This is a genomic window from Arthrobacter crystallopoietes, from assembly GCF_002849715.1.
Classification (GTDB): domain Bacteria; phylum Actinomycetota; class Actinomycetes; order Actinomycetales; family Micrococcaceae; genus Crystallibacter; species Crystallibacter crystallopoietes.
Map to the genome: position 1 here is coordinate 4,404,360 of NZ_CP018863.1, position 22,604 is coordinate 4,426,963.

General features: G+C 65.9%; 18 protein-coding genes. 7 read left to right on the forward strand and 11 right to left on the reverse strand.

The features are described 5' to 3' along the window. Positions 1-65: 65 nt before the first annotated feature. From AC20117_RS20265 to AC20117_RS20280, 4 genes are all read right to left on the reverse strand, one after another. Complete coding sequence (locus AC20117_RS20265) at positions 66-839, reverse strand: fumarylacetoacetate hydrolase family protein (RefSeq protein ID WP_074701985.1); 774 nt, start codon at positions 837-839, stop codon at positions 66-68. A 10-nt stretch (positions 840-849) separates the two neighbouring features. Beyond that, positions 850-1,653 (reverse strand): MBL fold metallo-hydrolase, encoded by an 804-nt coding sequence (locus tag AC20117_RS20270; protein ID WP_074701984.1) that lies wholly within the window; start codon positions 1,651-1,653, stop codon positions 850-852. A gap of 187 nt (positions 1,654-1,840) precedes the next feature. Then, a complete protein-coding gene (locus AC20117_RS20275) occupies positions 1,841-2,944 on the reverse strand; it encodes a branched-chain amino acid aminotransferase (RefSeq protein WP_074701983.1) in 1,104 nt (367 codons plus the stop codon). A 54-nt stretch (positions 2,945-2,998) separates the two neighbouring features. Beyond that, on the reverse strand, positions 2,999-4,066 hold the full coding sequence (locus AC20117_RS20280) for a 3-isopropylmalate dehydrogenase (protein ID WP_074701982.1): 1,068 nt from the start codon (positions 4,064-4,066) through the stop codon (positions 2,999-3,001). A gap of 117 nt (positions 4,067-4,183) precedes the next feature. Here AC20117_RS20280 and AC20117_RS20285 point away from each other — a divergent pair, with 117 nt between their 5' ends. The 7 genes from AC20117_RS20285 (at position 4,184) to AC20117_RS20310 (ending at position 11,736) form a co-directional block, all read left to right on the forward strand. Then, entirely contained in the window at positions 4,184-5,365 is a 1,182-nt protein-coding gene (locus AC20117_RS20285; protein WP_074701981.1) for a sensor histidine kinase, read from the forward strand. A 105-nt stretch (positions 5,366-5,470) separates the two neighbouring features. After that, a complete protein-coding gene (locus AC20117_RS20290; protein ID WP_418202263.1) occupies positions 5,471-6,103 on the forward strand; it encodes a LuxR C-terminal-related transcriptional regulator in 633 nt (210 codons plus the stop codon). 88 nt (positions 6,104-6,191) lie between these two features. Further along, on the forward strand, positions 6,192-6,974 hold the full coding sequence (locus tag AC20117_RS20295) for an ABC transporter ATP-binding protein (protein WP_074701980.1): 783 nt from the start codon (positions 6,192-6,194) through the stop codon (positions 6,972-6,974). A gap of 4 nt (positions 6,975-6,978) precedes the next feature. Then, a complete protein-coding gene (locus AC20117_RS20300; protein ID WP_335644525.1) occupies positions 6,979-9,069 on the forward strand; it encodes an FtsX-like permease family protein in 2,091 nt (696 codons plus the stop codon). A gap of 19 nt (positions 9,070-9,088) precedes the next feature. Further along, positions 9,089-9,499 carry an ABC transporter permease gene (locus tag AC20117_RS24255; protein WP_335644527.1) on the forward strand — a complete coding sequence of 137 codons (411 nt, stop codon included), beginning with the start codon at positions 9,089-9,091 and terminating at the stop codon, positions 9,497-9,499. A 215-nt stretch (positions 9,500-9,714) separates the two neighbouring features. Continuing rightward, complete coding sequence (locus AC20117_RS20305; protein WP_074701979.1) at positions 9,715-11,121, forward strand: APC family permease; 1,407 nt, start codon at positions 9,715-9,717, stop codon at positions 11,119-11,121. Positions 11,122-11,175: 54 nt separating this feature from the next. Beyond that, a complete protein-coding gene (locus AC20117_RS20310; RefSeq protein WP_074701978.1) occupies positions 11,176-11,736 on the forward strand; it encodes a hypothetical protein in 561 nt (186 codons plus the stop codon). A gap of 7 nt (positions 11,737-11,743) precedes the next feature. On the opposite strand, the gene metG is transcribed toward AC20117_RS20310, so the two are convergent. The 7 genes from metG to AC20117_RS20345 form a co-directional block, all read right to left on the reverse strand. Next, positions 11,744-13,303: a methionine--tRNA ligase gene (gene metG / locus AC20117_RS20315; RefSeq protein ID WP_074701977.1), complete on the reverse strand. Its 1,560-nt coding sequence runs from the start codon at positions 13,301-13,303 to the stop codon at positions 11,744-11,746. Between the two features lie 123 nt (positions 13,304-13,426). Beyond that, on the reverse strand, positions 13,427-14,131 hold the full coding sequence (locus AC20117_RS20320) for an ABC transporter ATP-binding protein (RefSeq protein ID WP_074701976.1): 705 nt from the start codon (positions 14,129-14,131) through the stop codon (positions 13,427-13,429). Continuing rightward, positions 14,128-16,935, reverse strand: a complete 2,808-nt coding sequence (locus tag AC20117_RS20325) for a cell division protein FtsX (protein WP_074701975.1) — start codon at positions 16,933-16,935, stop codon at positions 14,128-14,130. The genes AC20117_RS20320 and AC20117_RS20325 overlap by 4 nt, the downstream gene beginning before the upstream one ends. 112 nt (positions 16,936-17,047) lie before the next feature. Then, positions 17,048-18,637: a phosphoglycerate dehydrogenase gene (gene serA, locus AC20117_RS20330; protein WP_074701974.1), complete on the reverse strand. Its 1,590-nt coding sequence runs from the start codon at positions 18,635-18,637 to the stop codon at positions 17,048-17,050. A 154-nt stretch (positions 18,638-18,791) separates the two neighbouring features. After that, positions 18,792-19,817: a ketol-acid reductoisomerase gene (gene ilvC, locus AC20117_RS20335; RefSeq protein WP_074701972.1), complete on the reverse strand. Its 1,026-nt coding sequence runs from the start codon at positions 19,815-19,817 to the stop codon at positions 18,792-18,794. A gap of 36 nt (positions 19,818-19,853) precedes the next feature. Continuing rightward, on the reverse strand, positions 19,854-20,366 hold the full coding sequence (ilvN, locus tag AC20117_RS20340) for an acetolactate synthase small subunit (protein WP_074701971.1): 513 nt from the start codon (positions 20,364-20,366) through the stop codon (positions 19,854-19,856). 3 nt (positions 20,367-20,369) lie between these two features. Next, positions 20,370-22,271, reverse strand: a complete 1,902-nt coding sequence (locus AC20117_RS20345) for an acetolactate synthase large subunit (protein ID WP_074701969.1) — start codon at positions 22,269-22,271, stop codon at positions 20,370-20,372. Positions 22,272-22,604 lie beyond the last annotated feature (333 nt).

The window sequence follows — 22,604 nt, forward strand, 5'->3', positions numbered from 1 at the left end:
GGCCGGGTCGGCCACATCCAACTAAAGTTGTGGTTCTCGGACCCCTTGCCGCACGCCACCGAAGGCTAGCGGCGCGCGGTGTTGGACAGCCGTCCGATGCCCTCGATCTCGACCTCGTACCGCTGGCCGGCCTCGATCGTGCCGACGCCGGCCGGGGTGCCGGTCATGATGATATCGCCGGGCAGCAGGGTGAAGGCCTGGGAGACGTAGGAGACGAGCTCCTTGACACTCCAGATCATCTGGGCCGTGCTGCCGTCCTGCTTCAGTTCGCCGTCGAGCCAGCCCTTGACCGCAAGGTCTTCGGTGTCCAGCTCGGTTTCAATCCACGGTCCGATCGGTGCGGAACCGTCGAAGCCCTTGGCGCGGGCCCACTGGTTGTCCGTGCGCTGGGCATCGCGGGCGGTCAGATCGTTGCCGCAGGTGTAGCCGAAGATCACTTCGTGGACCCGCTCGGCCGGGACGTCCTTGCAGATGCGGCCGATCACTACGCACAGCTCCGCCTCGTAGGACACCTCTTCGGAGAACTCGGGCAGCACCATCGGTTCGTTCGGACCAATAACGGAGGTGTTGGGCTTCAAGAACATCAGCGGTGCGGCCGGGGTTTCGTTGCCCATTTCCTTGATGTGTTCGGCGTAGTTGCGGCCTATGCCGACCACCTTGCTGCGGGGAATAATCGGGGCCAGCAGCCGCACATCCTCGAGCTTGTGGCGGGCGCCGGTGAGCTGGAAACCGGAGAAGAACGGGTCACCGGCGATGACCGCGACCTCTTCATTTCCTTCGTCACCTTCGACGATGCCGAAAGCAGGGTCAGAGTCAAGTACAAATCGGGCGATACGCATGGGAACTACCCTATCGGCTCGGGCGCTGGTTTCCGGAGCGCAGGTAATCCAGCTGTGCCGCGACGGACGCCTCGGCGGCCCCGCGCACGGACGGATCGACGTCGTTGTAGACATGGTCGGTGACGGCGTCGACGCCGGCGTGCTCGCCGAGCTCCTCCAAAGCGGCACGGATCTGGTCCAGCCGCAGCTGGCGGTGCTCCGCATACTCGCGGCAGATGGCTGAAAGATCAGGCAGGAGGGGGCCGTGGGCCGGCAGGACTTTCGCCGGCCCGAGCTCGGCCAGTTTCTCCAACGACTCCAGATAGGGTCCCAGCCTCCCGTCCGGGTAGGCAATGATGGTTGTCCCTCGGCCCAAAATGGTGTCCCCGGTGAGCACGGAGCCGTCCGGGCCGTCGTCGGGAAGGTGGAAAGACACGGAGTCCGCCGTGTGCCCGGGAGTCGCCAGAACGGAGATATCCACGCCGGCGGCGTGGATGGTTTCGCCGTCGGTCAGCGGATCGCCGCCGTGGCACTGGGCCCGGTCCAAGGCACGCACGGGCGCTCCCGTCAGTTCATGGAACCGCGCACTGGCCTCGGTGTGGTCGATGTGGTGGTGCGTAATCAGCACCAGCTCAACATTGCCGGCGCCGGCCAGTTCCTGCAGGTGCGTCTCGTCCAGCGGCCCCGGATCCACGACGACGACGCCGGGCTCGCCTGGAGCGCTGATCAGGTAGGACTGGGTCCCCTCCAGGCTCATCGGACCCGGATTCGGCGCCAGCCGGTAGCGGGTAAGCGTGCTGCTGCGGACCAGGTTCGGATTCGATGCTGCGTTCACGTCCCTATCCTTGCATCCCGGGCAGCGGAACCGGGATTTCCGGCGGAATCCCGGGACGACGGAATGACGAACGACGACGGCGGTGGCCGGCTTTCCCAAGCCGGGCACCGCCGTCGGCAGGCGGCTACCAAAGCCTAGGGCCCCGTCCGCTTGTGCGAACGGGGCCCTTCGACCTGATAAGGGGTGCTTAGGCCAGGCGGGTCAGCCAGCCGTGGGTGTCCTCCACGGCGCCGGTCTGGATGCCCAGCAGCTGCTTGCGGATGGACATCGACACTTCGCCGGCGTTGCCGCCCGGAGAGCCGATGGAGCCGTCCTTGGTCTTCAGTTCCCCGATGGGCGTGATGACTGCCGCTGTGCCGCAGGCAAAGGCCTCCGTGATGTCGCCGGAAGCGACCCCGTCACGCCACTCGTCAATGGTGATCTTGCGTTCCTGGACCTCCAGGCCGCGGTCCTTGGCCAGCTGGATGATCGAGGAGCGCGTGACGCCGTGCAGGATGTTCCCGTTCAGCTCGGGCGTAACCAGCGTGCCGTCCTTGAACACGAAGAAGATGTTCATTCCGCCGAGTTCTTCCACGGCGTTATCGTTGAACGGATCGAGGAACAGTACCTGCTTGCAGCCGTGCGCCTCGGCTTCCATCTGCGGCGCCAGCGACGCCGCATAGTTGCCGCCGCATTTGGCTTCCCCGGTGCCGCCGCGGCCTGCCCGGGCATACTGTTCGGACAGCCAGATCGACACCGGCTTCAGCTCGCCGCCGAAGTAGTTGCCCACCGGCGAGGCGATGACGCGGAAGGAAACTTCCCGCGCCGGCCGCACGCCGAGGAACGCCTCCGTGGCGATCATGAACGGGCGCAGGTACAGCGCTTCGCCGTCGCCGTTTGGCACCCAGTCCTTGTCCACCTCCACCAGTTGCCGCAGGGACTCCAGGAACGTTTCCTCCGGAATCTCCGGCAGCGCCAGCCGGCGGGCGGAGCGGTTCATCCGTTTCGCGTTGGCCTCGGGGCGGAAGGTCCAGACCGAGCCGTCCGCGTGCTTGTAGGCCTTCATCCCCTCGAAGATCTCCTGGCCGTAGTGCAGCACGGCGGCGGAGGGATCCAGGGCGATGGGACCGTAAGGCTCGATCCGCGCGCCGGACCAGCCGCCGTTCCCTTCCGCGTCGACTTTGTAATCGACGACGGCAGTGTGGTCCGTGAAGTAGTTGCCGAAACCCGGGTCGGCCAGAATGGCAGCACGTTCTTCGGCGCTCTTCGGATGGTCCGAGAGCTGCTGGGTGAATTCCAGCGTTTGGGTCATGGTTCCTCCACGGTCTTAGGGCACGCCGTTGTGATTCGAGTTAAGGGCTGCTAACTAGCCTACTGCCAAAAGCGAGGCAATCGCATCGCCGATATCCGACGTCGTACGCGGTTCGGTCCCGCGGCCGGCAATGTCCTTCTCCACCGCATCCTGCACCCGGGCGGCGGCAGCGTCCAGGCCAAGGTGCTCCAGCAGCAGGGCCACGGACAGGATGGCGGCGGTGGGATCGGCCTTCTGCTGGCCGGCAATGTCCGGGGCGGAGCCGTGGACCGGTTCGAACATGGACGGCGCGGTGCGGTCCATGTTGATATTGCCCGAGGCGGCCAGGCCGATGCCGCCGGTGATGGCGGCGGCCAGATCGGTGATGATGTCGCCGAAGAGGTTGTCCGTGACGATGACGTCGAAGCGGGCCGGGTCGGTGACCATGAAGATGGTGGCCGCATCGACGTGCAGGTAGTCGACGGCGACCTCGGGGAACTCGCGCCCTACTGCCTCGACCTGGCGGCGCCACAGGTGGCCGGCATGGACGAGCACATTGTGCTTGTGGACCAGCGTCAGCTTCTTGCGGCGGGCCGACGCGCGGCGGAAGGCATCGCGGACCACGCGCTCGACGCCGTGGGCGGTGTTGACCGAGACTTCGGTAGCGATCTCGTGCCGCGTGCCGACGCGCAGCGCGCCGCCATTGCCGACATACGGGCCTTCGGTGCCTTCACGCACGACGACGAAATCCACCTCGCCGGGGTTGGCGAGCGGGCTGGGCACGCCGGGGAAGAGCTTGGACGGGCGCAGGTTGACGAAGTGGTCCAGGCTGAAGCGCAGCTTGAGCAGCATCTCGCGTTCGATAATGCCGGAAGGAATGCGGGTGTCGCCGGGAGCCGCACCGACGGCACCGAACAGAATGGCGTCGTGTCCCCGCAGCTTGTCCAGCGTGTCTTCGGGCAGGGTCTCCCCCGTGGCCAACCAGTGCTCGGCACCGAGCTTGTACTCCGTCAGCTCAAACGTGGCGTCTTCGTTGGCGGTCGCCGCCTTGAGCACCTTGACTCCTTCGGCCACCACCTCCGGACCGATTCCGTCTCCGGGGATGACTGCCAGTGAAAATGCCTGTGACTCTGCTGCGTTCATGCCTCCAGTCTAGGGAACGATCCCACATCTTGAGCAAGCCATCTCACTTTGTGAACACCTGGAAATCAGACCTGGGCATGAGGCGCCTGGCCCGGCCCCGGCATAGAGTTTTGAATCATGCGCGTGCACCACCGGATCTACAACTGGTTCCAGGAGAATCCCGGCAAAGTAGACCTCATCATTATGCTGTCGGCCTTTGCCGTCTCCGCCCTGCCTTACGTTGCCGCCGCGGACCTGCCGGCGTTTGTGCTCTCGGCCCTGCTGATCATCCCGCTGGCTTGGCGCCGCACGCATTCTTGGCAGGCCGGTGCGGCCATGGCGATAGCAGCGCTCCTCAATGTGGCGTTCCTGTCCGTGCCCGTCCCGGCGCATTCCCTGGTGCTGGTCATGGTGTTTTCGCTGGCGGCCTACGCACCGCGCTGGGCCAGCCTGGGCGGCCTGGTGCTGGCCCTGCTCGGCGGCGCCATGTTCGTTGTCCGCTTCTCGTTCATTGCCAACGGCTCTACCGGCAGCATCCCCACCTTTTTCATCACGTTCGTGGCGATCGACGCCGTGGTGCTGGTTGCCTGGACCCTGGGCGATCTGGTCCGCAACCGCCGGCTGACCGTGCAGGCGCTGCAGGACCGGGCACACCGGCTGGAGATCGAACGGCAGCAGGAGCGCGATCTGGCCGCGGCGGACGAGCGGAGCCACATCGCCCGCGAGATGCATGACATCGTGGCACACTCGCTCTCGGTCATCATCACCCAGGCCGACGGCGCACGGTATGCGAGCGCCCAGGATCCGGCGGTGGCGACCGAGACGCTGGGCACCATCGCCGAAACCGGACGTGCCTCGCTGCGGGACATGCGCCGGCTGCTCGGTGTGCTGCGCGGGGACGACGTCGCTTCCGTCCGGCCGCTCCCCACGCTGGCGGACGTGGAGACGCTGGTAGAGACGGTCCGCCGCTCCGGGCTGGAGGTCGCGCTGGAACGGACGGGCGAGCCGCGGCGTGCGATGCCCGCCGGCGCGGAGCTGACCGGCTACCGCGTGGTGCAGGAGGGCCTGACCAATGTCCTCAAGCATGCCGGGCCGAACGCTTCGGCACACGTGCTGCTGGCATGGACCGGCCGCGGCCTGCAGCTCCGGATTGACGACGACGGCCGGGGCGCCGGTGCGGATCCAGCCACCGCCGGCAGCGGGCAAGGCATCACGGGTATGGCCGAACGCCTGTCGCTCTACGATGGGACGGTGGAAGCCGCGCCGAAGCCCGGCGGCGGATTCCGCGTCCACGCATTCATCCCCTACACGGAGGCCTAAAGAGTGAGCATTCCAGCTGCCGATGCCGAAACCGCCCGTGCCGGCCAGGAACCCATCCGCGTGGCCCTGGTCGATGACCAGCAGCTGGTCCGCGGCGGCTTCAAAATGCTGATCAATTCCCAGCCCGACCTTGAGGTGGTGGCCGAAGCCGGCAACGGGCAGGAAGCGGTGAACGCACTCGCGGTGGTTCGCGCCGACGTCGTTCTTATGGACGTCCGGATGCCGGGCATGGACGGCATCGAAGCCACCGGCAAACTGCTGGCGCGGGCCGCCCGGAACGGCGGGCCGGAGGGGCCGGACCTGAAGGTCGTGGTGCTCACCACCTTCGATCTGGATGAGTACGCACTGTCGGCCATCCAGGCCGGGGCCAGCGGTTTCCTGCTCAAGGACGCGCCGCCGGAGGAGCTCCTCGAGGCCATCCGGACGGTGTACCGCGGCGACGCCGTGATCGCGCCGTCCACCACCCGCCGGCTGCTGGACCATGTAGCCCCGCTGCTGCGCGCGCCGAGTCCCGAGGTGAGCCGTCATGCCGCCGCGGTGGACACGCTTACGGCCCGCGAGCGCGAGGTATTCACGCTGATTGCCCAAGGACTGTCCAACCCGGAGATCGCCGCCACTCTGTTCCTCTCCGAGGCCACGGTGAAGACGCACGTGGGACACATCCTGGCCAAGCTCAACGCCCGGGACAGGGTCCAAGCCGTGGTCATCGCCTACGAAACCGGGATTGTCACTCCCTGACTTCTCAACCCTGGGTATGAGACGGCGCGGCAGAACACCAGACCGGGGGCCGATCCGCCCGGGCGTCCTTGGTTCGTAGCGTTGGAGTATGACAACCAGCACTGAGCAATCACTCGCGTCCGGTGCCTCGAACGGCTCCGGGAATTCTTCCGCCGCGGCAGCCACGCAGGCCCTCAACAAGACCTACGGCACAGGCGATACCCGCGTCCACGCCCTGAAAAATGTAGATGTGGCGTTCGAGAGCGGCAAGTTCACGGCCATCATGGGCCCCTCCGGCTCCGGCAAATCCACCCTGATGCACTGTCTGGCCGGCCTGGACACCGCCGATTCGGGTAAGATCTGGATCGGCGATACCGAGATCACCGCCCTGAACGACAACCAGTTGACCAAGCTGCGCCGCGAGCGCGTCGGCTTCGTCTTCCAGGCCTTCAACCTGGTTTCCACACTGACGGCCGAACAGAACATCACGCTGCCGATCGCGCTGGCCGGCGGCAGCGTGGACAAGGAATGGTTCCGGTACGTGACCTCCACTCTGGGTCTGGCGGAGCGGCTGACGCATCGTCCGCACGAGCTCTCCGGCGGCCAGCAGCAGCGCGTCGCCGTGGCCCGGGCGCTGCTCACCCGGCCGGATGTGATCTTCGGCGACGAGCCCACCGGCAACCTCGACTCCAAGGTCGGTGCGGAAGTGCTCTCGCTGCTGCGCCGCTCCGCCACCGAGATGGGCCAAAGCATCATCATGGTCACCCACGATCCCGTCGCCGCCTCCTATGCCGACCGCGTGGTCCTGATGAACGACGGCGCGCTGGTAGGCGAGCTCGAGCGCCCGGACACCGAGCAGATCCTGGCCGCCCTGGCGAAGCTGGGGGCCTGAAGCCATGCTGCAGGTAGCACTCGCACAGGTAAAGCAGCATGCGCGGCGGTTCATCGCCGTAGCACTGGCCGTGGTGATGGCGGTCGGCTTCCTCACGGCCACGCTCATGGTCAACGCCTCCACCGAAGCCTCGCTGGGCAACAGCGTCGGCGCCGGTTTCCGGAACGCGGACCTGGTGATTAGCGCCGGCCCGGAGAAGCCGCTGAATGAACAGGCGGCCCAGGCCGTGGCCGACGCAGACGGCGTGGCCGAGGTTTACGTCCAGCAGCAGAGCCACATCGCCTTCGGCACGGCAGGTGAGGCCGGCTACGGCGCGCTGCAGAACACCGCGCCGGCCGGTCTGGACAATCTGGAACTGATCGAAGGCACGCGGCCCGGCAGTGGCGAAGTGGCGGTGGATGATGCCACCGCCAAGCGCCTCGCCCTGACCCTCGGCAGCAAGCTCGAGCTCGCGCCCGGCGCCGGGAGGGCGGCCGGCGATGACGTAGCCGCCGGCGGCATCCCCGCCACCGTCTCAGCCACCGTGAAGGCGTCCAAGGATCCGCTCATGATGGGCCAGCCGCAGTTCTTCGGCACAAGCGGACTGCTCACCGCGCTCGCCGGCGAGCAAACTCCGGTCCAGGTGCGCAGCATCCAGCTGGACCTGGCCGCGGGCACCGACGCTGCCTCTGCCAAGGACGCCGTCGCCGCTGCGCTGGTCCAAGCAGGTTTCGCGGAGCCGACCGTGAACACCGCGGCCGAGCAGACCAAGGAAGTGGTCGCCAGCTTCACCGGCGGCACGGACCAGCTGACCATCGTGCTGCTGGCGTTCGCCCTGGTAGCGGTCCTGGTGTCAGCCCTGGTGGTGGCCAATACCTTCTCCGTGCTGATCGCGCAGCGCACCCGGGAGCTGGCGCTGCTGCGCTGCATCGGTGCCGACCGCGGGCAAATCCGCCGCTCGGTGCTGGTGGAGGCGCTGCTGGTCGGCGTTGTGGCATCCGTCATCGGCGTGCTCGGAGCCGTGGGTTTGATGGCCGGCATCATTGCTGTGCTGCAGGGCCGCCCGGACACCGAGTTCGCGGCCCTGGCCGTCCCGCGACTGGCCGTTGCGGTCGGCCTGGTCACCGGCGTGGTCATGACGGTCCTCGCCGCGCTTGCCCCGGCCCGCGCCGCCACCGCGGTTGCCCCGCTGGCGGCCCTGCGACCGGCCGAGGATGTCCGCGTGGGAAACCGGAAAGGCAAGGTCAGGCTCGGGTTCGGCATCGCGCTCGTGGTGGGTGGCGCCGTCGTACTTGGCTTGGGCGCGCTCAGTGCCAACCTGCTCATTGCCCTGCCCGGCGGCGCCATGTCCTTCATCGGGCTGCTGCTGTGCGCCACGCTCTTTGTGCCGCCGCTGGTCACCGCCGTCGGTGCCCTAGCGAAGCCGCTGGGCGTGCCCGGCAAGCTAGCCGCCGTCAACGCGGTGCGCAACCCCGGCCGCACTTCCGCCACTGCTACGGCGCTGCTGATCGGCGTGACGCTGGTGGTCATGATGATGACCGGTGCGCAGTCCGCCCGCACGGCGTTCGAATCCGAGCTCAGCGCGCAGTTCCCGGTGGACATCAGCATCGGTAACCTCACCGAAGACGGCGGGCCGCTCAATGAGGCAGCCGCGCAAACCGCCCTGACGTACGACGGCGTGGCTGCCGCCGGCTTGGTCACGACCGGCGGCTACGCCACGGTGAACGGCCAGCGGACGGGCGTCTACCAGCTGGAACCGGCACAGCGGGAACTGCTGCAGGACCAGTCCCTGACGCTGGACGCCGATACCGTGCTGCTCGCCGAAGGCTCGGGCCTGGACACGCTCACCGTCACCGGCAGCAGCGGTTCCCGGGAGCTGCAGGTGGTTGAGGTGAGCAGCTTTTCCTTCCCGCCGCTGATGTCCTCCGCCGTGGCCGAAGAGATCGGCGTGCCCGCGCCCGCTGCCGCCGACAGCGAGGAGTACTACTCTTCCCTGCCGCAGCTGTGGCTGTCCGTGGACCGGGACCTCGACGCCACGGCACTGATGGAACTGCGCAGCGAACTGGCCGCCGGGCTGAACGTGCAGGACTACCCAGGTCTCCGGGGCGGCGATTGAACGGGCCGCGTTCAACCAGGTGATCGATGTGCTGCTGCTGGTGGTCACCGGGCTGCTGGCCGTGGCGGTGCTGATCGCGCTGGTGGGCGTGGCGAACACGCTCTCGCTCTCGGTGCTGGAACGGACCCAGGAGTCCTCGCTGCTGCGGGCGCTGGGCCTGACCCGGAACCAGCTGCGCGGCATGCTGGCCCTGGAGGCCGTCCTGATCGCCGGCGTGGCCGCGCTGATCGGATCCGGACTGGGCATCCTGTACGGGTGGCTCGGCGCGCAGTCCGCGCTGGGCACGTTTACCGCCGTCGTGCCGGACGTGCCCTGGCTGCAGCTGGCCGCCGTACTGGCCGTCGCCGTGGTCGCCGGGCTGCTCGCCTCCGTCATGCCCGCCCGCCGCGCGGCACGGCTCTCCCCCGTCGAGGGGCTCGCGTCGGTCTAGCCGCCGCGAGCTCACTGCCTCCGAGCAGGACAGGATTGCGGCGGCGCTTCCTCAGCGGAGGCGCCGCCACAATCTTTGTCCGGCCGGTGCTCCGGAGAGAATGCCGGCTCCGGCTGACCGGTCACCGCTGCCCCCCGAGACACGGCAGTGGCCGCGTGCTACGTTGACTGTGAAGTCTCTGACCGTAGGCACCACGCTTGGACGGGAGTTCAACGATGAGCAGCACCACCGAAACCCATGAGCAACCGGAACTCAAACGGGCCATAGGTCCAAAGCTCCTACTGCTCTTCATCGTCGGGGATATCCTCGGCACCGGCGTTTATGCGCTGACCGGGCGGATTGCCGGCGAGGTGGGCGGTGCCGCCTGGGCGCCGATCCTGCTGGCCTTCGTCGTTGCCACCATCACGGCTTTTTCCTATCTGGAACTCGTCACCAAATACCCCCAGGCCGCCGGCGCCGCCCTGTACACGCACAAGGCCTTCGGTATCCACTTCCTGACCTTCCTGGTCACGTTCGCGGTGCTCAGTTCCGGCATCACGTCTGCTTCCACCGCGTCCAAATTCCTGGCCGAGAACTTCATCGTGGGGTTCAACCTTGACTGGGACCAGGGCGGAGTCACGTGGGTCGCGGTGATCTTCATGATCGTGCTGGCGCTGATCAACCTGCGCGGCGTCGCCGAGAGCATCAAGTTCAATGTGGTCCTGACCCTGGTTGAGTTCACCGGACTGATGATCGTGATCTTCATCGGGTTCTGGGCCATGTCCCAGGGCAACGTGGACTTCAGCAGGATTCTGATCTTCGAGACGTCCGCGGACAAGGGAGCCTTTCTCTCCATCACGGCGGCCACGTCGCTCGCCTTCTTCTCGATGGTGGGGTTCGAGGACTCGGTCAATATGGCGGAGGAAACCAAGGATCCGGTCAAAATTTTCCCCAAAGTCATGCTGACGGGCCTGGGCATCACCGTCCTGATCTACCTCCTGGTATCCATCGCCGCAGTGGCGATTGTCCCCATCGGTGTCCTCTCCGAAAGCACCACTCCGCTGCTCGAAGTGGTGCAGGCCGGGGCGCCGGGACTGCCGGTGGATGTCATCTATCCGTTCCTGTCCATGTTCGCGGTGGCCAACACCGCACTGATTAACATGCTGATGGCCAGCCGCCTGCTTTATGGCATGGCGAAACAGGACGTGCTGCCACGTTCGCTGGGCAAGGTGCTGCCGAACCGCCGCTCGCCGTGGGCCTCCATCATCTTCACCACGCTGATCGCCGTGGGGCTGATCGTCACGGTCACCAACTTCATGGGCACCGACACGGTCAGCGCGCTGGGCGGCACCACGGCACTGCTGCTGTTGTGCGTCTTCACGGTCGTGAACGTCGCCGTCCTCGTCCTGCGCCGACGGCCGATCGACCGGGAACACTTCCACGCACCGAAGATCCTCCCGTACCTGGGCGTTCTGACCTGCGGGTTCCTGGTGGGGCCGTGGGCACAGGATCCCATCGAATACCAGATCGCCGGCGTGATGATCGGCGTAGGCATCGTGCTATGGCTGCTGACGTGGCTGTGGAACCGGGGCGTGCGGGCGAAGAAGACCCGCATCAGGCACCCCGAGGACCTGGCCGGCTAACGCCTTCGCCCCGGGTCCACGACAACCCGATCAGGATCTGCAAAAATAGCAAGCATGCTGATGACCGACGACCGGGAGGATCCCAGAATGGACCAGGACCACAAACAGCCGGGCCGAATGGACGATGACGAATTTGCCGCCTATCTGGACGATCATCTGCTGGGCGCCAAGACCGGCATCAAGCTCTTCGGTTCGGCGCGGGAATCCTGGGCCGGAACCGAGTTCGAGGCGGACCTCCAGCGCCTGCGCAACGAGGTCATCGCCGAACGCCGCGAGGTCAAGGAGCTGATGGGACAGTTCGGCTACCGCCGGAGCACGTTCAAGAAAGTCGCGGCCGCCGGCGGCGCCGTGGTGGGCAAGATCAATCCGCTCAACCCGCTGCGCATCGGCGGCGGCGCCGGAGCGCAGCTGGAACTGGAAACGCTCCAGTCCGCGCTCCGCGGCAAGGAATGCCTCTGGCGGACCCTGATCGTGCTGGCCGAAGCGGAGCCACGCCTCGATGCCCAGCGTTTCCGGCAGCTGCTGGACCAGACCCACCGCCAGCTGGACACGATGGCCCGCATCATGGAGCAGACGGCCAAGGACCGCTTCCTGGCCAGGCCGGACGCTACCTAGGCAGCCGCTATGCGGCAGGCTCCTCGTACTTCGGGAAGATCGGCGTAGGCGCCGGCAGATCCGTGCCCGGCACCAAAGCCTTCGCAATGGCAGCGAAGTCGCGGGCGCCGTCGTCGTTCTGTCCCAACACATCCAGCAGCCTGGCGGCCGAACCGGGCATCACCGGCTGGACCAGGATGGAAACGATCCGCAGCACCTCCAGCGTGACGTAAAGCACGGTATTCATCCGCTCCACGTCCGTCTTGCGCAGCACCCACGGAGCCTGCTCGGCGAAGTACGCGTTGGTGTCGCCCAGCACCGTCCAGATCGCCTCCAGCGAAGCGTGGAAATCCTGCGCCTCGTAGGCCGCGCGGGACTTCTCCAGCAGCCGCTCGGCCTGCGCCAGCAGCTCGTGGTCCTCGGCGGCGAGCGTGCCGGGCTGCGGGACCTTGCCTTCGCAGTTCTTGGCCACCATGGACAGGGAGCGCTGGGCCAGGTTGCCCAGGTTGTTCGCCAGATCCGCGTTCATCCGGCCGACGATGGCCTCGTGGCTGTAGGAGCCGTCCGCGCCGAACGGCACTTCGCGCAGCAGGAAGAAGCGCATCTGGTCCAGGCCGTACTGCTCCACCCAGTCCGACGGCGCAATCACGTTGCCCAGCGACTTGGACATCTTCACGCCCTGGTTGTACAGGTGGCCGTGGATCATCACACGCTTGGGCAGTTCCAGCCCGGCGGACATCAGGAACGCCGGCCAGTAGATGGCGTGGAAACGGGAGATGTCCTTGCCGATCACGTGCACGTCGGCCGGCCACCACTTGCGGAACGCTTCCGCCTTGGTGTCCGGGAAGCCGACTCCGGTGAGGTAGTTGGTCAGCGCGTCCACCCACACGTACATCACGTGCTTGGGGTTGCCCGGCACCGGAATACCCCAGTCGAAGGTGGTGCGGGAGATGGACAGGTCCATCAGGCCGTGCTTGACGAAGCTGATGACCTCGTTGAAACGGGTGCGCGGGGCGGCGAATTCCGGCTGGTCTTCGTAGAGCTTGAGCAGCTTGTCCTGGTAGGCCGACAGGCGGAAGAAGTAGGACTCTTCTTCGGTCCAGGTGACTTCGGTGTCGGTCTGGATCGAGTAGCGCTTGCCGTCCTCGCGGACCTCGGTCTCGTCTTCGCCGTAGTAGGCCTCGTCGCGGACGGAATACCAGCCCTCGTACTTGTCGAGGTAAATGTCCCCGGCCTCTTCCATCCGCTTCCAGATGGCCTGCGCGGCGGCGTAGTGGTCTTCGTCCGTGGTGCGGATAAAGCGGTCGTAGCTGATGCCCAGGCCGTCCTGGGTAGCCTGGAAGACGTCCGAGTTGCGCTTGGCCAGGGCCAGCGGGGTGATGCCTTCCTTCTCCGCGGTGTGCAGCATCTTCTGCCCGTGCTCGTCGGTTCCGGTCAGGAAGCAGACGTCGTAGCCGTCCAGCCGCTTGAACCGTGCCATGGCATCAGTGGCGATGAACTCGTAGGCATGGCCGATGTGGGGCACGCCGTTGGGGTACGAAATAGCCGTGGTGATGTAGTACGGGGGCTTATCAGCAGAAGAGGTCACCTATAGAAATTACCGCGTGTGCTCGGCGCTTGTCGAAAGCGGCCGGCCGCCGCCGTCTTCGTGACAACGACGGCGGCACCCGGCTCCTGGCGGTTACAGCGCCTTCGGCGGTGGCTGGCCGCCTCAGTACATGTGGGTGCGGCTGTCCGCCACCTTGATCAGTTCCTCATCGTGGGACGCCACCAGGACCGCAATCCCGTCCTTGGTGGTGTCCTTGAGGATGCCGATGATCTGGTTGGCATGCTCGCGGTCCAGGCTGGCCGTCGGCTCATCCACCACGAGCACCCGCGTGCCCAGGATCAGCGCGCGCGCAATCGCCACCCGCTGCCGTTCGCCGCCGGACAGCTGCGCCGGATAGTGCCGCATCCGGCGTCCCAGCCCCACCAGGTCCAGCAGGTCCTTGGCCATCTCGGTCTTCGCTTCGACCTGCTTGTCCGGCACCGCGGGCAGCAGCACGTTTTCCAGCGCGCTCATCCCGTCGATCAGAGCGCCGCCCTGGTCCACATACCCGATGAGGGCACGGCGGCGGTCGGAAATTTCGTCGTCGTCCATCTCATCGAGCGAATCGCCCTGCCAGTACACCTCTCCCGAGGTCGGCAGCGTCAGGCCGGCCGCCACCGTCAGGATGCTGGTCTTGCCCGAGCCGCTTCGTCCGGCCAGGCAGTGCATGCTCCCCGCCTCGAGGCCAAGGTCGAAGTCCTCCGCGACCACCAGCGGCTCGCCGCCGCCGCCGTCGTAGCGGATGGTGATGCCACGCAGCTCCAGCGGCATGGCGTGGTCCGCGGTACGCCCGATTTTCTCGGCTCGCGTCTGCGGTTGTTCAATCATTTCCGTGTCCTTGTCATCAGGATGAACCAGAGAATCACTGCCAGCACGCCGGCGGCCACCGCACGCAGCGCGGCATGCGGCGCCACGGCGAGGGAAACGCCGACGGCGCCGAGGACGGCCAGCGGCAGGGCCATCACCGCCAGCAGCCCGGCTTCACTGCGCCGCAGCGAGAGCAGCAGCGTGGGAGTCCAGCCCATCGCCTCGAGAATGTCCCACTGCTCACGTTTGCGGGCCAGGTCGAAACGGCCGGTCATCAGCGTCAGCACCAGTGCCGTCACCACGCCGAGCACCGCCAGCGCGATGTTCACGCCGCCGGTCTGGCTGAGCGCCAGCGAGCCGAGCGCCGTGCTGCCCGCCGCCCGCGGGAGGTCGAGGATGACCGCCGCCAGCGCGCCGGCCGCCGCACCGAGCACACCCACGCCCACAACAACCGCTCCGGCATTGAATCGGTTGGTGTTCACCTGCCGCAGCGCGAATTTCAGCGGCGTGTCGATCATGGAGACGGTGCTTGACGACGACGGCGCGTCCCCGGCCGGCGGAACCGGCTTCAGCAAGGCGGCGGAGATGAAGGACGCCGCGACATAGACGATGAGTACGACGCCGGAAACCACCAGGGTGGTCAGCGTGCGGCTGAAGGCGTTGACCACTACCGCCACGGCCAGCAGCGCCGCGGCGCCGACGAGCAGTTCGGCCAGGAACCACGAACGGATCCTCGGCCGTGTCCAGCCCATGGCGCGCAGCGTCACCGCTTCGGTACGGCGCGAGCGGGTGAACGCAACTGTGCTCGCCGCGGTCAGCAGCGCGGCCCCGCCCAGAGTCAGGAAGAGCAGCGCCGAGCTGGCCTGGCCCAGCGAGCTCTGGACCGCCGAGGCAGCGCCCTGGCGGACCCAGGACTGACTGACGGTGCCCAGGTCGGTCACCGTACCATCAGCTTCCTGGTGGTACTCGGGTACATAGATGGAAACCTCCTCGCGGGCGGAGCCGGCAACAACCTGGACATCCAGGCCCAGGTCGCCGATGGCGGCGGCGACGGCATCGATGTTCGGCGCGGCATCGGCCCAGCTGCCGGCGGCATCCACCCGGACGCGGACGGCGTCAATAACCGGATCCGTGTCGGAGGTCCCGCGCACGGCCGCCAGCCCGTTGAAGTCCGTGATGGCACCGGCGGACTGCACCGCCAGACCGGCACCGCTGAGGCCCGGCTTGAGCGCCGTGTCTTCGACGTCGTTGCCTTCGGCATCCTCGGTCAGCGTCACCGGTGCCGGGTCGTAGCCGCCCAGCGGCAGATAGTTCACGTCGCCGGCTGCCTCGCGCACGGCATTGGCGTCGAAGGTGCCGTAGACAAACGGCAGGGGTGCGGCGGCGTCGGCCGGATCATCGAGGCTGGTCCGGTAGGACTGCTCGTTGACCGGCTCGCGCTGGCTTTGGTCCGGCTCCAGCTGCCACTGCAGCGTCTTTTCCGGCAGCTCGTTCACGGTGACCCAGCCCTGCGGGGTGACCGTCTGGTCCACGCTGCCGTCCGGGTTGGCTTCGCCGGCCACATACTCCGGGGTGGAGAGGAAATCGGTCGTCCATTCGGCCGGCTGGTGCAGCCCCGCGACAACCTGGACCCCGCCGGAGCCCAGCAGGTAGTTGTAGTCCTCGCCCCCGGGCCAGCGCAGCTGGAAGGGTTTGGAGGAGGCAAACGGGAGGTAGCCCTCCCCCAGCTCCTTGCTGACAGTACCGACCTCCGCAACGGTATTGCCGGCGTCGTCAATCTCTTCGATGTCAACGGAGTAGGTCAGATCCAGGTCTGTGCCGGAGCGGACCACCAGCGGGATGACCTTCGAATCCTCGGTCAGTGTTCCCGCTTCCATCGCGGACCGGTACTGGGTCAGGAACGGGCTCCAGAACCTGAACGGGTGCCCGTCGATTTCGGCAGAGTCGGCGCCCTCGGCGAAGAGACCGGGCGTCATCTGCTGCGAAAACTTATCCCCCAGTTCCATGGCACTGCGGCCGGACGGCGCTGGGGCCTTCGCAAGGGGCGCGAGGAAGCCGCCGGCCTCGCCCAGCAGCGCCTGCTCGGCGGCGGGGTCAACGGCAACAACGGTCTCGGTGATCTGGGGCAGCATCGGCAAGGCAATGGTGAGGTCGAAATCGCCGTGGACACTGCCGCCGGCGGGGTCCGGGAACTTGATGCCCGTCTCCCCCTCCGGGGCCACAGTGCGCAGGCTGCTGCCGCCGGGAACCTTCAGTTCCTCCAGCTTGGCCTGGCCGAGCGAGCCCTCCGCGCCGGTTTCGAACAGGACGGTGTCGCTGACGCCATTGGAGGTGACGGCCTTGGCCGTAATCCGGTAGTTCTTCGGTTCCTCGCTGAGCACGGAATCCGGCTCCGGCCATTCGCTGGCCGGCACCGCGTCGGTGATGTTCTGCTGTTCGAGGTAGCCTTCGATGTTTTCGTTGTAGCCCACGTAGTCCGTGGCCTTCAGCTGGGGAAACTCGATGTCCTGGACAACCTTGGAGACCAGGCTGATCGGGGCGGCGACACCGACATCGGCGAGACCGCGGATCTGCCCGAGCTGCTCCTGGGTGATGCCGCCGGTACCGGAAACGTAATCCGGCTGCTTCAGCGTGTCCGCGTCCGGGCCCTTGCCTTCCGGGAGGACCAGGATGTCGTAGAGTCCCCGGGAATTGGTATCCACTACTTGTCCCAGGGAGGACTGGGCGCGGTCCTGGATGAACACCGATAGCAGCATGGCTGCGACCAGGACCACTACCGTAACTACGAGCGAGCGGCTACGCAAGAATCGTGCTGCTGCGTTCAACTGTATTCCCCCACATAAGGACTTGACGGTACGAAAAAGAGAGGAGACAAGCGCAAAGGCCCGTTGAGCCGACGCGGAAGCCAACTGCTCAACGGGCCTGCACTACAGCTGGTCAGTCCTGCAGGTCGACTTCCCGGGCCAGCGTGGCGCCGATGGTCCGGCGCAGTTCCTCCAGGAGATCCTGCGGCACCGAACTGTCCACAGTCAGCAGTGCCAGGGCCTGCTTGCTGTCTTCGTTGCGGGATACCTGCATGCCGGCGATGTTGATGTTGTGAGTGCCCAACAGGTGGCCGAGGGTGCCGATGACACCCGGGCGGTCTTCGTACGTGAAGACCACCAGGTGCTCGCTGATCGGGATTTCAACTTCGTAGCCGTTGACGCTCACGAGCTTCTGGATCTGCTTCGGGCCGGTCAGCGTGCCGGCGACCGAGATCCGGCTGCCGTCGGAGAGCGCCCCGCGGACGGTCAGGACGTTCCGGTATTCCTCGGACTCGGTGGTGGTGATCAGCCGGGTGCTGATCCCGCGCTGTTCGGCCAGCACCGGCGCGTTGACATAGGAAACCTGTTCCGAGACAACGTCCTTGAAGACACCCTTCAACGCGGCCAACTCCAGGGCCTTCACATCCAGTTCGGCGATTTCACCGGCAACCTCGACGTCGATCTGGGTGACGGAGTCATGCGTCAGTGCAGTGAAGATGCGGCCGATCTTCTCGATCAGCGGGATGCCCGGGCGGACCTCGGGAGCGATGACGCCGCCGGCAACGTTGACCGCGTCGGGAACGAGCTCACCGGCGAGAGCCAGGCGCACGGACTTGGCTACCGAGACACCGGCCTTCTCCTGTGCCTCCTCCGTGGAGGCACCCAGGTGCGGGGTGACCACGACGTTGTCGAGGGCGAAGAACGGCAGGTCGGTGCTGGGCTCCTTGACGAAGACGTCAATGGCCGCGCCGGCGATCTTGCCTTCCTTGAGCGCGGTGTACAGCTCGTCCTCGTCGATCAGACCGCCGCGGGCGACGTTGACGATGTAGGCCGAAGCCTTCATCGTCTCGAACGCCTCGGCGCCGATCATGCCGATGGTTTCGGGCGTCTTGGGCATGTGGATGGAGATGAAGTCGGACTGCTCGAGCAGCTCATCCAGGCTCACCAGCTGGACGCCGAGCTGCGCGGCACGTGCGCTCGTGACGTACGGGTCGTAAGCGAGAATCTGGGTTTCGAAGGCCTGCAGGCGCGCAGCGATCAGGGCACCGATGCGGCCCAGACCGATGATGCCGACCTTCTTTTCGTAGAGCTCGGTACCGGTGTACTTCGAACGCTTCCACTCGCCGTTCTTGAGGGCAGCGTTGGCGGCCGGAATGTGGCGTGCCAGCGAGAGGATATGCCCGACGGTCAGTTCCGCCGCGGAAACAATGTTCGACGTCGGCGCGTTGACCACCATGACGCCGGCCTGTGTGGCCGCCTTGATGTCCACGTTGTCCAGACCGACACCGGCACGGGCGATGACCTTCAGGTTCTTGGCCGCGGCGATGGCTTCCGCATCCACCTTGGTGGCGGAACGGACCAGGATGGCGTCAACATCTGCAATGGCGGAGAGCAGCTGGGAGCGGTCCGCCCCGTCTGTCTGGCGGATCTCGAAGTCGGGACCCAGTGCCTCGACGGTGGCTGGCGACAGTTCTTCGGCAAGGAGAACTACAGGTTTTTCCACAGGGGTGTTCCTTCGCTGCGTTGCATGGTGGGGTGAGTACAGTCTAAGACCGACAAGGGGGCCGGACGCGCATTGTTAAGAATACCAATGTGCGTCCGGCCCCCGTGCCGTTTAATTCAGGTGTGCGTGCGGCGCGGAATGCCGCGTGCGTTCCTTAGCGGGCTACAGAGCCCTCGGTGTAGTCATCGTTGGTCTTGATCCACGAGAACAGCTTGCGCAGTTCGCGGCCGGTGGCCTCGATCGGGTGGTCCTCGCCCTTCTTGCGCAGTGCGGCGAATTCCGGTGCACCGGCATCCTGGTCGTCGATGAAGCGCTTGGCGAAGGCACCGGACTGGATGTCGGCCAGCACGGCCTTCATGTTTTCCTTCACGTGCTCGTCGATGACGCGCGGCCCGGAAACGTAGTCGCCGTACTCGGCGGTGTCCGAAACGGACCAGCGCTGCTTGGCGATGCCGCCTTCAACCATCAGGTCAACGATGAGCTTGAGCTCGTGCAGCACCTCGAAGTAGGCAACCTCCGGCTTGTAGCCGGCCTCGGTCAGGGTTTCGAAGCCGTACTGGATGAGCTGCGAAGCACCGCCGCAGAGCACAGCCTGCTCGCCGAACAGGTCGGTTTCGGTCTCTTCGGTGAAGGTGGTTTCGATGACGCCCGCGCGGGTGCCGCCGATGGCCTTCGCGTAGGACAGTGCCAGTTCCTTGGCCTTGCCGGAGGCGTTCTGCTCCACGGCGATCAGGTCCGGCACGCCGCGGCCTGCTTCGAATTCGCGGCGGACAATGTGGCCCGGTCCCTTGGGGGCGACGAGGGCAACGTCCACGTCGGCCGGCGGCTTGATGTAGCCGTAGCGGATGTTGAAGCCGTGGCCGAAGAACAGGGCATCGCCGGACTGCAGGTTCGGAGCGATGTCCTCGGCGTAGACGTGGCGCTGGACCTGGTCCGGCGTCAGCACCATGATCAGGTCAGCTTCGGCAACGGCCTCGGCAACGCCGAGCACGCGCAGGCCCTCGGCCTCTGCCTTCTCGCGGGACTTGGAACCTTCCTTGAGTCCAACGCGGACGTCCACGCCCGAGTCGCGCAGGCTCAGCGCGTGGGCGTGGCCCTGGCTGCCGTAACCGATGACGGCAACGGTGCGCCCCTGGATGATCGAGAGGTCGGCGTCGTCGTCGTAGTAGAGCTCAGTCACTTGTATTTCTCCTGTTTGAGGTTTCTTGATAAGGGTCTAGGCGGAACGCAGGGCGCGGTCGCTCATGGACCGGGAGCCGCGGCCGATGGCCAGCGTTCCTGATTGAACAATTTCGCGGATGCCAAACGGCTCAAGCACCGACAGCAGTGCGTTGAGCTTTTCGGCGGTGCCAGTAGCTTCCAGGACCAACGAGTCGGTAGACACGTCGACCACGGAAGCGCGGAATAGATCTGCTGCCTGGGTTACTTGCAGCCGAGTCGCGGCATCCGCACGAACCTTGACCAAGATGTGGTCGCGTTGCACGGAGGATTCGGGAACCAGCTCGACAATCTTGATGACATTGATGAGCTTGTTCAGTTGCTTGGTGACCTGCTCCAGCAGATCACCTTCAGCTTCGACCACCACGGTGATGCGGGAGAACCCGGAGGTTTCCGTGGGGCCTACGGCCAAAGAATGGATGTTGAACGCCCGGCGGGCAAAGAGGCTGGCGACACGGGTCAGGACACCCGGAACGTCTTCAACCAGCACTGAAAGGGTATGGCGTGCCATTGACTAGTCCTCTTCTTCCCATTCCGGGGTCATGTCGCGGGCGATCTGGATCAGGTCGTTGCTGACGCCCGAGGGCACCATCGGCCAGACCATTGAGTTGGGGCTGACGACGAAGTCGATCACCACCGGACGGTCGTTAATCTCCAGCGCCTGCTTGATCGTCGCGTCGATGTCCTCGGCGCGTTCGCAGCGCAGTCCGACACAGCCGTAGGCGTCGGCCATCTTCACGAAGTCCGGGATCCGGACCGTCTCGTGGCCGGTGTGCAGGTCAGTATTGGAGTAGCGGCCGTCGTAGAACAGCGTCTGCCACTGCCGGACCATACCGAGCGAGGAGTTGTTGATGACAGCAACCTTGATCGGGATGTTGTTCAGTGCACAGGTGGCCAACTCCTGGTTGGTCATCTGGAAGCAGCCATCGCCGTCGATCGACCAGACCACCCGGTCCGGGTTGCCGACCTTGGCGCCCATGGCGGCAGGCACGGAGTAGCCCATGGTGCCCAGGCCGCCGGAGTTCAGCCAGGCCTGCGGCCGCTCGTACTTGATGAACTGGGCGCTCCACATCTGGTGCTGGCCCACGCCGGCAACGTACACGCCCTCCGGACCGGTGAGTTCGCCGATCCGCTCGATGACCTGCTGGGGCGCCATCAGGCCGTCGTCGGGCTCGGTGAAGCCCAACGGGTAGGTGTTCTTGAGCCGGTTCAGCTGCGTCCACCACTCGGTCAGATCCGGGGCTCCGTCGGCGGCAAACCGTTCCCGGCAGGCCTGGGCGAGTTCCGGAATGATCTCCTTGACCGAACCGACGATCGGCACATCGGCGGTGCGGTTCTTCGAGATTTCGGCCGGGTCGATGTCGGCGTGGATAACCTTGGCTTCGGGGGCAAAAGTGCTCAGGACACCGGTCACCCGGTCATCGAACCGGGCACCCAGGGTGATGAGCAGGTCCGCCTGCTGCAGCGCCGTGACGGCCGAGACCGCTCCGTGCATGCCCGGCATGCCGACGTGCTGCGGGTGGGAATCGGGGAACACGCCGCGGGCCATCAGCGTGGTGGCCACCGGCGCGCCGACCAGTTCCGCCAGTTCGAGCAGTTCCGGGGACGCATTGCCCTTGAGCACGCCGCCGCCCACGTAGAAGACGGGACGTTCCGCGGCGGCAATCAGCTTGGCTGCCTCGCGGACCTGCTTGGAGTGTCCGCGCACCACGGTGCGGTAGCCGGGAATATCGATCTTCGGCGGCCAGGAGAAAGTCATCTTGGCCTGCTGGGCATCCTTGGGGATGTCCACCAGGACGGGGCCGGGTCGGCCGGTGGTGGCGATGTGGAAGGCCTCGGCCAGCACCCGCGGGATGTCTTCCGGGTTCGTGACCAGGTAGGAGTGCTTGGTGATCGGCATGGTGATGCCGACAATGTCCGCTTCCTGGAAGGCATCCGAGCCGATAACGCTGGTGGCTACCTGGCCGGTAATTGCCACCATCGGGACGGAGTCCATGTGGGCGTCCGCGATGGCGGTCACCAGGTTGGTGGCGCCGGGCCCGGAGGTGGCGATGCAGACGCCCGCCTTGCCGGTGACCATGGCATAGCCCTGGGCGGCATGGCCTGCTCCCTGTTCATGGCGGACCAGGATGTGGTTAATCTTGGTCGAGTCCATGAGCGGGTCGTAGGTGGGGAGGATGGCCCCGCCCGGCAACCCGAAGACGTCATCGACGCCCAGTTCTTCCAGTGAACGGACAACGGCTTGTGAGCCGGTCATTTCTGTGGGCGGCACGATGTTGTTGGGCCCCTGAACGGGGTTGACCGCATCCACGATGGAAGAGACAGAAGCAGCATCTTTGTTCTTGACAGCGTCGCCGGCCGCGGCCGGCGCTTTTTGGGCCATCAGCGAGGGGCTGATTGGCGATCCCTTACTCATCGGATTTCCTTTGCGGATCTTCTGTAATTTCGGATGTGCTTGCCGGTTCCCTGGTACGGGAGGGCCGGCTCTGTTCTCTTCTGCAAATAAAAAAACCCCGTCGAGCCGGTTGGCTCCGATGGGGTTTCGCGCGTGACGTGGTCTTACCAGCCGGGGCTTACGCCACGCGCTTGATAAGGACGACCACGGATACGTTCTGCATGACTTCAGTGTTCTACCACACAGATATCAGTGTCAACCGGAGACAACGTTGTCTCATTATACGGACATTGCTGTCCAGTTAGTGGACTCTAACCGGGTCCACTGGAAGGCGGACGACGGCGGGTGGTAACC

Excerpts from the sequence above, each read along its gene's own strand:
- AC20117_RS20265 (WP_074701985.1), bottom strand. The coding sequence starts at position 839 with ATGCGTATCGCCCGATTTGTACTTGACTCTGACCCTGCTTTCGGCATC.
- AC20117_RS20275 (WP_074701983.1), bottom strand. The coding sequence starts at position 2,944 with ATGACCCAAACGCTGGAATTCACCCAGCAGCTCTCGGACCATCCGAAG.
- AC20117_RS20280 (WP_074701982.1), bottom strand. The coding sequence starts at position 4,066 with ATGAACGCAGCAGAGTCACAGGCATTTTCACTGGCAGTCATCCCCGGA.
- AC20117_RS20285 (WP_074701981.1), top strand. The coding sequence starts at position 4,184 with ATGCGCGTGCACCACCGGATCTACAACTGGTTCCAGGAGAATCCCGGC.
- AC20117_RS20290 (WP_418202263.1), top strand. The coding sequence starts at position 5,471 with ATGCTGATCAATTCCCAGCCCGACCTTGAGGTGGTGGCCGAAGCCGGC.
- AC20117_RS20295 (WP_074701980.1), top strand. The coding sequence starts at position 6,192 with ATGACAACCAGCACTGAGCAATCACTCGCGTCCGGTGCCTCGAACGGC.
- AC20117_RS20300 (WP_335644525.1), top strand. The coding sequence starts at position 6,979 with ATGCTGCAGGTAGCACTCGCACAGGTAAAGCAGCATGCGCGGCGGTTC.
- AC20117_RS20305 (WP_074701979.1), top strand. The coding sequence starts at position 9,715 with ATGAGCAGCACCACCGAAACCCATGAGCAACCGGAACTCAAACGGGCC.
- AC20117_RS20310 (WP_074701978.1), top strand. The coding sequence starts at position 11,176 with ATGCTGATGACCGACGACCGGGAGGATCCCAGAATGGACCAGGACCAC.
- AC20117_RS20320 (WP_074701976.1), bottom strand. The coding sequence starts at position 14,131 with ATGATTGAACAACCGCAGACGCGAGCCGAGAAAATCGGGCGTACCGCG.
- ilvN (WP_074701971.1), bottom strand. The coding sequence starts at position 20,366 with ATGGCACGCCATACCCTTTCAGTGCTGGTTGAAGACGTTCCGGGTGTC.
- AC20117_RS20345 (WP_074701969.1), bottom strand. The coding sequence starts at position 22,271 with ATGAGTAAGGGATCGCCAATCAGCCCCTCGCTGATGGCCCAAAAAGCG.